Annotated in this window: 10 protein-coding genes; 5 read left to right on the top strand and 5 right to left on the bottom strand. The window is 48.6% G+C overall.

Going from position 1 to position 13,681, the window contains the following annotated elements; translation table 11 throughout:
- Positions 1 to 44: 44 nt before the first annotated feature.
- Positions 45 to 1,184: a poly-gamma-glutamate system protein gene (gene pgsW, locus ACHZB8_RS17445; protein ID WP_316862200.1), complete on the top strand. Its 1,140-nt coding sequence runs from the start codon at positions 45 to 47 to the stop codon at positions 1,182 to 1,184.
- Between the two features lie 30 nt (positions 1,185 to 1,214).
- Here pgsW and ACHZB8_RS17440 read toward each other — a convergent pair whose 3' ends face one another.
- Positions 1,215 to 2,618, bottom strand: a complete 1,404-nt coding sequence (locus ACHZB8_RS17440) for a sigma-54 dependent transcriptional regulator (protein WP_316862199.1) — start codon at positions 2,616 to 2,618, stop codon at positions 1,215 to 1,217.
- Positions 2,602 to 4,410 carry an ATP-binding protein gene (locus ACHZB8_RS17435; RefSeq protein ID WP_316862198.1) on the bottom strand — a complete coding sequence of 603 codons (1,809 nt, stop codon included), beginning with the start codon at positions 4,408 to 4,410 and terminating at the stop codon, positions 2,602 to 2,604. The genes ACHZB8_RS17440 and ACHZB8_RS17435 overlap by 17 nt, the downstream gene beginning before the upstream one ends.
- Before the next feature lie 879 nt (positions 4,411 to 5,289).
- Here ACHZB8_RS17435 and ACHZB8_RS17430 point away from each other — a divergent pair.
- From ACHZB8_RS17430 to ACHZB8_RS17420, 3 genes are all read left to right on the top strand, one after another.
- Positions 5,290 to 6,621: a DUF6538 domain-containing protein gene (locus tag ACHZB8_RS17430; protein WP_316862197.1), complete on the top strand. Its 1,332-nt coding sequence runs from the start codon at positions 5,290 to 5,292 to the stop codon at positions 6,619 to 6,621.
- Between the two features lie 996 nt (positions 6,622 to 7,617).
- Positions 7,618 to 8,379, top strand: a complete 762-nt coding sequence (locus ACHZB8_RS17425) for a hypothetical protein (protein WP_316862196.1) — start codon at positions 7,618 to 7,620, stop codon at positions 8,377 to 8,379.
- 203 nt (positions 8,380 to 8,582) lie between these two features.
- Complete coding sequence (locus ACHZB8_RS17420; protein WP_316862195.1) at positions 8,583 to 9,350, top strand: hypothetical protein; 768 nt, start codon at positions 8,583 to 8,585, stop codon at positions 9,348 to 9,350.
- 679 nt (positions 9,351 to 10,029) lie between these two features.
- Here the strand turns inward: ACHZB8_RS17420 and ACHZB8_RS17415 are convergent.
- Positions 10,030 to 10,776 (bottom strand): SDR family NAD(P)-dependent oxidoreductase, encoded by a 747-nt coding sequence (locus tag ACHZB8_RS17415; RefSeq protein ID WP_316862194.1) that lies wholly within the window; start codon positions 10,774 to 10,776, stop codon positions 10,030 to 10,032.
- 105 nt (positions 10,777 to 10,881) lie between these two features.
- Between ACHZB8_RS17415 and ACHZB8_RS17410 the strand changes: the two genes are divergently transcribed.
- Entirely contained in the window at positions 10,882 to 11,280 is a 399-nt protein-coding gene (locus ACHZB8_RS17410) for a helix-turn-helix domain-containing protein (RefSeq protein ID WP_316862192.1), read from the top strand.
- A 198-nt stretch (positions 11,281 to 11,478) separates the two neighbouring features.
- On the opposite strand, the gene ACHZB8_RS17405 is transcribed toward ACHZB8_RS17410, so the two are convergent.
- On the bottom strand, positions 11,479 to 12,375 hold the full coding sequence (locus ACHZB8_RS17405) for a LysR family transcriptional regulator (RefSeq protein ID WP_316862224.1): 897 nt from the start codon (positions 12,373 to 12,375) through the stop codon (positions 11,479 to 11,481).
- 108 nt (positions 12,376 to 12,483) lie between these two features.
- Positions 12,484 to 13,680, bottom strand: coding sequence for an MFS transporter (locus ACHZB8_RS17400; RefSeq protein WP_316862189.1), 1,197 nt, complete (start codon positions 13,678 to 13,680; stop codon positions 12,484 to 12,486).
- Between the last annotated feature and the right edge of the window lies 1 nt (position 13,681).

The raw sequence follows: 13,681 nt of genomic DNA, 5'->3' as shown, positions 1-13,681 counted from the left end.
TCACAAAAGCATTCCCGTGTCCAAAGCGTTTAGGAGAAGGGCAGATGACAGCAACGGATAGTCAACCCAAAGGCCTTGCAGGTCGGCTGCTGTTGTTTTTGTTGCCGCGTCCCTACAGCATCACATTACCCCAAAAAACGCTTGGATATTTGGTGGCTGTGGCCACTATCGCCTCGTTGCTGACTGGGCTTTTTTACGTTGCTCGCAGCCCATGGATTCCCAATGAAACGGAAAGACAGGCGAGCCAGCTCATGTTTCAGGGTTTGACAATACTTCACGCGATGCGACTGGAAAATGGCGAGCCGATCAATCCGGAATTCGATCCTGCGGGCACGGGACTCATCGGTGTAGAATATTCCGACATCACGACCAGCCTGGGAGATTTGCAAGCCAAACAGACGTCTCTTAATCCGTCATTCGCGGGGCTTGTTGTGAAATGGCTGGAGGAAGCTGGTGTCAAGTCTGGCGACAAGATCGCCGTAACACTGTCCGGCTCTTTTCCTGCCCTCAATATGGCGGTCCTTTGCGCAAGTGAAGCAATGGGGCTGAAACCCATGATCATCTCGTCTGTAGGCTCCTCCATTTATGGAGCCAACATTTATGGCTTCACCTGGCTCGACATGGAAAAACGGCTCAATGACGAAGGGCTGCTTCATATCCGCAGCACTTACGCGTCCCTTGGCGGGATAATGGATACACATGGCGGCCTGTTTGAAACAGGAATTACTGAAGGCGAAGACGCTATAAAACGCAACAATGTATCCTATTTACACGAAGGAACATTCAAAATGGTCGAGCACGATGTTGAACGCCGCATGCGTCTTTATTTCGAAGAAGAACGCCCCACTGCTTTTGTCAATGTCGGAGGCAATGTGGCAGCGATCGGTTGGATCAATGAAACCCACCTGCTAGGCAATGGACTGTTGCGCTGGTTCCCACCTTGCGATAATCCCAAGAGGGGATTGCTGTTTCGCATGCACGAAGAGAATGTTCCTGTCATCCATCTGCTCAATGTGACGAGGCTTGCCGCTGCAAATTATCTCCCCGTCGCCCCGCACGAGATTCAACCATCCCTGGATTTCACAAAGGCGCGCCGGCATCACATCGTCGGGCTCTTGGGGTTACTCATTTTCTGGTTCCTTTTTGCAAGTCTGGCACTTGCCGTTCGCAAACCAATTCAATGAAAACAGCCACACTCAGTCTTATTCCTCGTCTTATTCCTCGCGATCAGCCTTGAGACGCTTACTGAGTGCGGGTTGAGAGATTCCGAGCATTTTCGCTGCTACGACCTGTTTGCCGTTACTACGGATCATGGCCGCATTGGTCATCAATTGCTTCATTTCCAGAAATGTCGGCAATTCTTCCATCTCGATTAGCTGAGACAAGAGATTTTTATCTCGCTCAACATTGTTTTCACTCTCGAAAGTATTTTCCAACAGGGGGGCGAAATCGTCCACCTCAAGGCAACTCTTCTTGAGGCTCGCCATGTGGAATAGCAGTTTCTGCATTTCTCGAATATTTCCCGGCCAGTGATAGCGTGAAAGGAAAAGCAAGGCATCGGGTGAAATAGTCTGTCGATCACGTTCATAGACTGCGGTTGCCTGATCGATAAAATGGGAGAGCAGAAGCGGTATTTCTTCTCTTCTTTGGCGGAGTGCCGGGACATGTATGCGATGAGAAAACCGGAAGAACAGATCGTTCCGGAAAGTGCCGTCTTTTCTTCCCTCTGAAATGTCTCTATTGGTCGCGACAACAATCCTACATGATACTTTGCTAGGTTTATCGCTGCCGATCGGGTAATACTCTCGCTCCTGGATGAAACGAAGCAACTTTGCCTGGGCTGTTATGCTCAACTCGCCGATTTCATCGAGAAAGAGCGTGCCATCACCAGCTTTTTGAACAAGGCCACCTCTTTCATCGCGAGCACTGGTAAAGGCCCCCCGCTTATGACCAAACAGCGTGTCGTCCAGCATAGTATCGTCGAGCCCCGCCATATTTACGCTGATCAGCTCGCCCTTTCCCGACACAGCATGGATGGCTCGGGCGATCTGTTCCTTGCCAACACCACTTTCTCCCGTGATAATGATGGGTTCCCGGCTCGGGGCAATGGCCTCGATATAGCGGAAAATATCCATCATTTTGTCACTACAGGTCACCATGTCCGAGAAGGCTTCGGGTTTCTCCAGTTCTCTGTCCAGAATGTGGTTCGAGACATTTTGGCTTTGGCGTTCAAGTTCAACAATTTTGATTGCATGCTGAATGCCCGTAACGAGACGGCCTTCACCCCAGACCTTAATGTAATAATCAAATGCGCCTTTTTTTATGCAATGAATAGCAGTATCGACCTCGTTTCGTCCGGTGACAACGATGACCTTGGTGTTAGGATATGAGTTCCGGATCTCTACAAGCAGATCTTCCCCTTTTACATGAGGCATGGTCAGGTCCAGCAGAACCAGACCAACATCATTTCTGGCCAAAATATCCATGACGTTCATCGCATTTTTGCACGTCAGAACATTGGAGATTGAAGCCACGCTAAGCAAAGCTATCGAAAGTGAGCGAAGCCAGGCTTCTTCATCATCGACGAGGAGCAGGGAGAAATCAGGATAGTTTTTCATTATCATCTTTCAATTCAGCTTCATCGAGAACAGGAAGATACAGCGTCACCTTTGTACCTTTGCCAACCTTTGAGGTAATGTCCAGTTGTCCCCTGTGTGACTTGACGATTGTATCGCTGATCGAGAGGCCTAGACCAGTTCCACCGGTGTCTCTCTTTGTCGTAAAGAACGGATCCCGCAAAACAGGAAGGTTCTCTTTAGGAATGCCACAACCCTCATCTTCTACAGAAATCGACACCTCTTTGCGGTCGGGATTCCAACTAGTACTTACACTAATGCGCTTTGACGGGTCATCTATTGACTGACTAGCATTGAGTATCAGATTGATGACGACTTGCTCGATCTTCTGGATGCTACCATAGATTTTGGGTAGGCCGGGGGTCAATTTGATTTCCAGATTGCTCGTGGATTTTCGCAGATTGTGCTCTAGCAAGCGCAATGCAGCCCGGACAGAGTCATTGACAGAAAAATACTCTCGCCACTCCTTATCATCAGAACGAGAGAAATCTTTCAGATCCTCAACGATCTCGCCGATACGAGTGGAAGCAACTTCCATGTCATTCAGCAGGTTTGGCAAATGCTCCTTAAGCATTGAATACGGGATACCTGCGAGCTCTTCTTCCTCGTCCTGCTTTTTTTCATCCAGTTTATTCAATAGATCGCAGCTCAAACGCTTCATGAATGAAATATTCAATAGCAGCAATCCGTTAGGATTATTGATCTCGTGGGCTATGCCGGACGCCAACGTTCCTATTGCAGCCAGTTTGTCCGCTTGTATCAGCTGGGCCTGATTTGCGAGCAATTGCGCTTCGGTCTTTTTCCGCACTTCAATTTCAGACGACAGTTCAGCGGTCCGAATGCCTACCTCTTCCTGAAGCATCACTGTCCAGACAAAAAACAAAAGCAAGACAAACAGAGAGATTCCAACGCCGATCATGATCGAAGACATGATCACATTTCGAGAACTCTGTGAGATCAAGAAGCGTTTTTCAACCCAGCGGCTCTGGATCTTACTGAATTGCCCTGTGTTCTGAAGCTTGACCATTCCGCGTTTGAAGATATCCAGAAGTTCAGGATTGCCTTTCCGCACAGCAAAGCTGTATTCAACGATTTCGTCTGTATCGCCTGCGATCTCAACATTCTCAAGATACATCATTCCGACGATTCTTTGAGCAGTGTAATTCTCAAGAACTGTGTAGTCATATTGGCCACTGTCGATCATTCGCAATGCGTCTTCGGCTGTTGGAGCAAGGCCTGCATTGGAGATCTTCTCATGATTTAGCTCATAATAGGCCCCGTCGGTATTGAATACGAAACGACCTGCGTTGATCGCATTGTGATAGTCGCTTGGGGCAGTAGCGCCTTTTCTTTTGACCAGTGTGAAAGTATTGATTGCGTAAGGCTTGGTGAAATCGAAATATTGTCTGGTTCTCTCGGTTTGAACCATACATAGAACAACATCTACATCTCTAATAATGGCAGATTCCTGAGTATCGTCGAGTTTTCGGCTGACGATGTCTATGCGAGCGCGCATTTCCCGCCCTATGGCGCGCGTCAACTGGATAATGTAGCCATCCAGCATGCCGCCCTTTTCCATAAAGGCATAAGGAGCATAAGCTCCTAGACTTGCCAAAATGCTTTGCTTGTATCCGTAGTAAGAATTCTGGCTTGGGTCCGAGGAAGTAAATTCATGTCGGGCAATCAAGGTTGCACCAAATCCGCAAATCAGTGGAATGAGTAGAAACAGCATCGCATGCTTTTTTACCAATCGAAAAAAATGTTCCCAAAACATGCACATACCTAACGTTCAGACAGTCTTGTCGGTCCCCAAATGATTGAGACTACAACTTAGGCTGCGTAGCTTATCTTGGCTAGAAATCTCTGAGCTTGGTGCGACAATTCGCAAGGATTGCAGTGCAATTATCTACTGAATTTTTACAAGATTCAATCTGAGACTAATGCAATTCATTAAGCTTCTAGGCAAAATGGCCTCGACGCTTCTCCTTTGAGTGCGTCTGTTTCGAGGCAATAACCAAAATACTTCGTAAAGTTCCAATGTGTGTGCTCCGCAAATGGCACGTTTCGCTTCTCAAACAATCGACGGCCGATTCCGTTGTACTTTTCTTCTACCGGTATTAGGTTTGCTCAGTCACACCGATTTGCCGGATGCAATCAAGACAATGCATCCCTTTCCCCGCCAAAATCTCAACCTGCCGCAACTTCGTGACACTTTCCTCGATCTTGGGCTGTTGTTTGGCATATCGAATTTTCCATTTTAATAGCTATAACGATAGACCAACTCAGTGGGGGTGGATCAAGTCTCCGCAGTCCTACGACTGACCCCACACCTCTCGTATCAAACGTGATTATAATACAGCGCCTGAAACGGTGATGAGCTCAGGAAAGCTCAAAAACTCACCATATGACAGAGGGAAGAAAAGAGGGGAAAGAACCACAAAATTTCAAAAAATAAATTGATTTCAATAATTTATCAGAAAAATGGCGGAGAGAGAGTCCTTCTGGCGGATCTGGCCGATATTGATTTTTCTTTTTGTTTCTAGAAGTTTAGCCCTACTTGCATTGTGAGCATTCAAACGGAATGTGTAGCAAAAAGTGTAGCAACCGTCGTTGGCCGGACGACGTTGCAACACCGGTGAAAAGGGTACAATTCATGAGCGGTTTGATCAAGCGTGGTAAAGGAACTTTCCATTTCAGGATGCGGGTCCCGAAGGAATATGTCGGCATCGCTGGAAAGACCGAGATCCATCGAACATTGAAGACAGACAGCGCTCGCCAGGCCGCCGAATTGGTTCCAGCCATGAGGAAGGGAATCTTGGACGAGCTTGAGGCTTTGAAGCTTCTTCAGGACCAGCCGAATAATCCAGATGCCTACCGGGCTGCTCAAGATATCGTCAAAAAGCGAGGTCTCAACTATCTGCCGTCTGAGTCATTGCTGCTGGCTCCGCTGGAGGAGACCCTGGTTCGCTTCGAAAAACTTGCAGAAGGAGATGATATTGGGGCTGCCCGTGCTCTTCTCGGAGGCGTTGAAGAGCCAGGTTTGCGGTTGTCAGAATTGGTGGCCACTGTTGAAGAATTCTGCGCTCATAACAACAAGCACAAGAATGACGACCAATTGCGCAAATGGCGTAACCCAAGGAAAAAGGCGGTCCGAAACCTGATGAAATCAATCGGAAACAAGGACATCCTCGTATCAGAAATCGACGCCGCCGCTGTTCAAAAACACAAGATGTTCTGGCAGAACAAAGTCTCTTCGGGAAAAACAAAGCCTGATACTGCCAACAAGGATTTTATCCTCATGCGTTCGATGCTAAGCGCCTATTACGAAAGCATCGGAATGACTGAACCGCCCAAGCCTTATCAGGGCATTGGCATCAAGAAGGACCGTTATGAGAAACCCAACCGGAAACTCGAGATCCCGGTAAACTGGATGACGGAGAAATGGTTTGCCCCTGGTGCTTTGGATGGCATCAATGACGAAGCGATCGACATTCTGCTGATTTCCATCGAAACAGGGTGCCGTCAGAGCGAAATTTCAAATTTGCCCCCGCATGCCATCGTGCTGGATCATCCGATCCCGCACCTTCATATCAAGGTGGAAGAAGGAGATATGTGTCGCGAGGTTAAGAATACAGCTTCTCAAAGGATGGTACCCCTCGTCGGTGTCGCTCTGGCAGCAGCCAAACGGCACCCTGAAGGATTTCCAAAGTATCGTGGCAACAGCAACTATTCCAACACGATAAACAAGGTTCTCAGGGAAAGAGACCTGCTGCCTTCCGAGAAGCACACAGTTGGCGGCACAAGGCACTCGTTTGAATCTCGCCTCAAAAAGGTTCAACTGCCCAATGACGACCGTGGCGAATTGATGGGCCACAGCGTCAAGGCTATCCGCGATCGCGAACTCTATGGCGATGACATGACCCTTGAGGACAAATTGGCCTTGCACAAGCTTATCGTACTTCCCGTGCCCAAACATTTGGAATGACCCCGCCCCCTTAACTCCATGGCCAAAACACCATAAACGGTAGCATTTCCTTGCAAAAAGGCACTCCCGTCGTTGATCTGTGAAAAGACGGTTCTCATTTGGCGGCTTTGGCGATCTATTTGTGAACCGGAAATCTTGCCAATTCGGTTCCAACATGGTCACGCATGTGTCATCCGCTTTCGAACTTCTGAAGACCACCTCCTCGGGTACATATTCTATGCAGCTGGCAAACCTCTTCTGATCCGAACAGTGGAACAACATCTCGAAATAGTGCGTTCACTTCATAATGATTGCCATCCTGTTCTTCACCTAATCGAGAAAGGGAATGGTCCGGCGACATGGTGGTATGAGTTTCGAATATACGGCACATTCATCAGCATTCACTTTATATCGGTGAAAACACCGTCAGACTGCATCTGAGTCATTCGTTCAGAGAATTTTGACCATGTTAGAATTAACGTAAAATAGCTCGCGACCTTCACGAGTTCCTCCCCCCGAAGAACATACTACACGCCGGTTATTCAGCAATACCGAAAGCCTGGTCTAGAAATAAGGCCTACGCGGAAAAGCTTGATCCATTCCGAAAAAAGGTTGATCCATTCCGAAAAAATCTTGATCCAATTGCTAAAAAGGTTGATCGAGCGCTCCAAAACTGTGACGGCAAGTAAGAAAACCGTGACTGAATCTTCCGTATACATCTGGATCTATTGTTAAATTTCGACTCACTAAATGGGTTTATAAATGTTCAGAATCAAACCGAATAAATAAGAATACACAGAAGCGATGAGAAAGGATGTGTTCTTGTCCTTGATAATTGTTACATGGCACCTTCCCTTCCTAACTAGGCTATGTGTCTTGATGAAAGAGGCTTTCGAGGACACATCGTCTCGGATTCGCAGCAAGGCAGCTTTTTTCCGGTTCAGGATGTAAATACTGTTTTGTTTGCCACTGAAACGACCCCATGTAGCATGAGTGACAAGAATTCCGGACAAAGACATGGCATCACGCAATAAATCACTATCCTCGGCCTCGCTGGAATACGTCGCTCAAGAGCTTAATATCAAACCCAGTTATCCGTTGCCCGGCATGGTTTGCAACATCATCCATTCCATGACGGGCCTAAATGGGCCAGCTACCCGCATATTAATCGCATTGCTTTGGTTCAGCAGTCATAATCTCCGGCGAGATGTGATCCCACCCTATCGGATCTATCTGGGATTCCTGCGAAAAGCATCGGGGTTTGCAGCCTATCGTTCAAATTGCGAGCTGATCAAGAAAATTCACGTCCTCATCGACATTTGCAACAGACGGGCCGAATTGGAAAGCGACCCTCTGCTTCATACCATTCGCTTTGTGAAAGAAGAGGGTGTCGATTACCTTGAATGGGATGTGCAGGAAACCATCAAGGCGGAGATGATTGCCCCATCAAATTATGCATATGTCGAGATGAGGGATATTGTAGAGATCACAGATATTTTTGATATCAAAATATATCTCAAGGCAACAATCGTAAAAAATATGATCAACAAGCAATTTATCTTAAATGTAGACTCATTAAAGGAAGAATATGGAATTTCCAGAAACCCAGCGATCACTCAAAAGGTGCAAAGGTCCGTTTCAAGACTTAACAAGATCATAGGATATGACCTTATATACTCCGTGAAGAAGAAAAAATATTTAAACAAGAACGAGAAAATCGTCATTTCGATCAGAAATTACCAGCCTGACGCCAAAAGCTCCGCATTGGCAGCAAAATAAAACCCATACCAGAGCATGCCTCGCCTGAAAAATCGTAGAGACAAGACAATTAATCCGAAAAAATCATTATAAATCAAAGCACCATTCGAAATTTAAAAAAATATTAATAATTATTTTTGTTTGAATCAAAACGGACCTACTTCCTGATTGCAGGAATAATTCTGCAACTGCTCCGGCGGAAATTCCGGGAATAGGACAAAACGATGAGACAAATCCCTTTCGAAGAATTCAAACAAATGCTTGCCCGCGGTGACTGGAACCAGAGCCAATTCCACGAGGTTATGGACGAATTTAAACATCACAGCACAACATGGGACGGTCAGAAGCAGGTCTACAGGGATGTCGTGATCCCTCGTGTCTTGGGTTGGGCATCCAAAGTCTCAGAGCACGGAGGTATTGAAGTTACCTATTCAGAGTACTTTGGCTACGACGATCACGATCCGGCCTCCCTTACAACAACAACAGATGGTATAGGCGACGTCTGGGTTTTGAAAGGAGCGTCGATAATCGACGACAACGGGTCTGAAATGGACATCGATGAGCTCGCGCCCAATCTGCCTTGCGCATTTTCAGACGTCGATTATAGCAAGTTGATCATTGAGCAGGTAACCGACATTGATGTCGATGAAAACTCAGAAGTGGCGACCTACAAACTCAAGGTTGATGATGCTCCGAGCTTGCTTTTTACCGGCCAGTGTCTTGCGAGTGTTGCAAGCTCTGACAATCAGGCTGCAGGTCTTGACTATAGTGACCAACGCGATCGTTGTAGGAGCTATGGCCTTTACAAGACCCAAGGCGGCAAATATATCTGCCGCCGCATTGACTACACAGCCAGGGACGGCGAACGCGATTTCTATTCGGCCAAGGTTTGCGACACTCTTGATCAGGTGAAAGATTTCTTCGGCTATGATTGGCTCGCCAAGGATCTCTACGAAGAAGCAGGGATTGATGACGCTGTTGCAGTTGCATAGTGTAAGGGGCTTCGGCCCCTTCTCTTTCTCGGCGGTCCGAATTGCTCTGTAGGTCGCCTGTAGGTCTGAACTTTGGTTGCCGGATTGGGTATCGCTGGTATTTCAAAACAGATTTGCTATAGATGGCGGCTTATCAAGCATCCGTCGTCATATCGAGATGAAAATCGCCCAGTGCATCTATATCGGATGGTTTATTCGTTATTGCTATGTTTCCGGGCCAACATTCAGAATTTGCCTGTAAAGGCAACTACATTTCAACTATTCTGCTCAAACTGAGCGCAAACATCATCGAAAGGAGGTGTGCCATGTAAGTACCAATCTTCAAGGAGACCTTATATGGCTCATTTCAAACGTAAATACCCTCGAACTTCCGCGTCAAATGGCTATTCTGCGCGTGAACTCAATCGTCGCATAAAGAGTGGAAACTACGATTGGCTCTCCAACTATCCCCGTTGGTGGGACAAGGTGCGTCACACAGGCCCTGCTCGAGCCCACCGTCGTGGCCTTGAACACAAAATACTGAGAGGGGCCGACCCTGACAATATTGCTTGGCCACTCAATCACAAACCTCACGACTATTATTGGTGAGTAAGTCCCCGCCCTGCGGCAAGCCCTGGGCGGGGAAACCTCTCAGCAGTTTTTAGCCGAAGCGTGATCGGCCTTAAGCTGGTCTCTAAGTTTAGCCATTTACTGCTTTGAACGCTGCTTCGAAGCGCGCCTCTGCTTCTGCGTTCCGTTGGAAGTTGACCCGTGTCACGAGAACTTCATCGGGCACCTCATCCCGAGAGAGTATCTCAACCACTTCATTTGTGAAATCGATCAAAGGCATTGCGGCCGCCCATTGTGATTGCCCAGGTGTCAACTCGGTTGCTACGAGCGGTGGTGCGATTTCATGGACAGTGACGGTTGTGTCTCTAAGTTGATGGCGCAGCGACTGTGTCCAAGAATGAATAGCGGCCTTTGTCGCAGAATAAACCGGATTGGCGGCTCTTGGCACAAAGGCTAGGCCAGAAGATACGTTCAAGAGTGATGCTTGCGGGCGCGTTTGCAAATGGGGAAGCAAGGTTGCCGCCATGCGGATTGGGGCCAGAAAATTGGTCGAGATGGTGCGCTCCGCGACGTCCAGTTCCACTGGATTTGCGGTATAGTCTTCTGCTTCCATGATACCTGCATTAAGGATCACGGTATCGAGATCCGGGTGTTCGGAAAGCAGTTTGCTCGAAAATTCAGCCAGTTCTTTTTCATTTGTGACATCTAGAACATAGCCGGCCATCTCCGGATTCTGATCCAGGACCGCCTTAAGGGTGTCTGGGTTGCGTCCTGTAATGATCAGACGATTTCCCTTTGATTGGAGCGCTTCAGCAAGAGCTTGGCCAATTCCGGAATTTCCGCCAGTGATAAGAATGGTACGATTGGTGATAGCCATGGTGGCCTCCTTTTGTTTGACTGGCTGGAACATATTCATTATTGTTTCAATTCGAAAGTAGGCACCAGAAAGATTTATACATACCAAAAAGAGAGTGTAAGAAAAATGTCCAAGCGCACCCTGCGAGAAGAACTGCGCAACCTTCCGCAATCGGACCCGGCAATCGACAGACTGGTCGAAGAGATTATCGGGTGTGTTGCTGATAAGTGGACCATGCTCTTGATCGAAATCCTGACGGACAATGAATGCTGTCGGTTTGGAGAATTGAGCCGGGCGTGCGAAGGGATCAGCCAGAAGATGCTGACTCAAACCCTGCGCGCCATGGAAAGGGATGGGCTCGTAACGCGCACTGTCTATCCGGTTGTTCCGCCAAAGGTAGAGTATCGTTTGACCGAGTTGGGGCTTGGTTTGAGCAAAGCCTTCTGCGGGGTATGGCAATGGGCAGAAGCGCATTTTGAAGCGATCGAACAGGCGCGGAAGGATTATGAAGAGCGGCTGGGATAGTATGACACTCATCGAGCAAGGGACTCCGATGAATATTGTATTTGTCCATTTTATCAAGAGACGCAGCCAACTACAGTGTGATGTTTGTTTCGATTATAATTTATGTTCTCTCAATGGAAAGAACGCCTCGCGTCGATTAATCGAATTGGTTCGACAGGGCCGCCTGTTTTGTAGCAAATCGGCTAGGTTGCCGGCTGCTCATGAGCGTTCTCTGAGGGCATCCAGCACCACACGAAAGGCAGACGAGCTGTGCAGGCGACTTGGATAGTAGAGATGAAAACCGGGAAATCGAGGTGAGTATTCCTGAAGGCAGATTCGCAATCTACCCTCCTCGACTTCCTGTTTGATTAACAATTCTGGCAAGAGTGCCAGACCATACCCTTCAAGCGCGGCATGAAGAATAGGCGGCGCGGTGTTGAAACAAAGTTGGCCATTTACTTTCACGCTGGTTTCACGACCATTTTCTTCTGCAAATTCCCATGCATAAAGTGCCCCATGGGTCGGTAGACGTAGGTTGATACATTCGTGCTCGTCAAGGTCTGCCGGGGAAGACGGTATTCCCTTTTCCTCAAAGTATCTCGGCGAACCGACACAGAGCATTCGCTCATCCGGGCCGATGCGAACAGAAATCATACCTTCGTTAACCTGCTCTCTATAGCGGACCCCCGCGTCACATTGTGATATGGCAAGGTCCGTATAGCCATAGTCCATAACGAACTCCACTTTCACATCAGGATAACGCTTCAGGACTGGGCCAAGTTTTGGCCAAAGGAGTTTTTCTATTGCGTAATCTGTGGCGGCAATACGCACAGTTCCGATCGGACTTCCCTGTCTATCAGTCAGGGTGATTAGCTGCCTTTCAATCGTATCGAGGCTCGGACCCAGAGCCTGTAATAGCCCTTCTCCCTCAATGGTAGGAGAGACAGCTCGTGTTGTTCGGTTTAGCAATCGAACGCCCAATCTTTTTTCTAGTGCCTTGATTGAGTGGCTGAGAGAAGACTGAGAGACATTCAGCCGTGCAGCTGCTTTCGTAAAACTGCATTCTTCTGCAACGGTCGAAAGAGCAATCAGATCGGAGAGGTTTTCGCGCAGCAAGAATATGGATAGGTTCTGATAGGCGTTTTCTTTTGGGCCATCCGTTTCCATCTCGTCAAAGCAGCGTCTCAATTCAGTGTACGGCGATGGCGTGTCAAGCATCGACAACTAACCCTGAAGATCAGCCTTGGCCGTCCACCAGAGGATAAAGGCCAATGAAAGAAGGCACATTGCGATAAGAATGATACTCTTCCAACCGCCGTGTTCCCACAATAAGCCTGCCAGCGAGGAGCCTATTGACCCTCCGATGAAATTGCAGCTGACGAAAGCGGTGTTGAGCCTGCTGCGCGCGGAGGCATCGACAGAGAACAGGCGTGTCTGGTTGAGAACATTCATCGTTTGAACCGCAATATCAAACACCAGCACGGCCACAAGAATTGTGATGATGGTCGCCTTGCCAAGCCCTGCGATGGCAAGAGCGCAAAGCGCTATGATCAGCGCAACGCCTGTGGCGATAACCGAAAGGCCTTTGTCGTGCAACACGCCGGACCGTTGCGCAGCAAGAGCGCCAGCCAACCCGGCAAGGCCCACCAGACCAATTTGTGATAACGAATAGGAAAAAGGAGGTGTGCTGAGAAGGAAGGTCAGTCCGGTCCAGAACATGCTGAAGACGCAAAAGACGATTGCGCCAAGAAGCAATGTGATCTGCGCCGTCCGATAGCGTCGGACCAGAGTGAAGACGGACTTCAGCAGGGATGGATAGGAAAGGCCCTGGCGTTTGGTGTCTCGGGGCAGAGCGGCAAACAGAACCACACCAATGATCATCGAGACCAGGGCGGCGATCCAGTAGATGGCTCGCCAGCCAAGCAAATCCCCGACAAAGCCACTGATGGTCCTTGATAGCAGGATGCCGGTCAGCAGGCCGGAAACGATCTGACCGATCACCTTTCCGCGCCGGTCCGGCTCGACCAGATCGCCAGCAAGGGGTGTGAGAAGCTGGCCGGTGACCGTTGAGAGACCAACGGCCAAAAGCCCGATCGTCAGAAACGAATAGGAAGGCGCGAGGGCACAGGCAGCCAATGCCACGGATGAGCAGACGACCAGCACTGGCACAAGTCTTTGCCGGTTGACCACATCACCCAGCGGGACGATGAGAAAGACGCCAAGCGCGTAACCAATCTGGGTGATGGTTACAAGCAGGCTGGCGCTTGCCTCACCCACCTTCAGGCTGTTTCCCATTTCCGTGAGTAGCGGTTGCGCCCAATAGAGGTTGCCCACTGCAATGCCACCTGCAAGGGCGAAAAGAAGAACGAGGCGATTGGACATGCCAACCGACGCGGGTTTTTGTGAAACTTGTTTGGTCAAT

The sequence above is a fragment of the uncultured Cohaesibacter sp. genome (assembly GCF_963556055.3).
Classification (GTDB): Bacteria; Pseudomonadota; Alphaproteobacteria; order Rhizobiales; family Cohaesibacteraceae; genus Cohaesibacter.
This window is presented reverse-complemented; position numbering and strand designations above follow the sequence as displayed.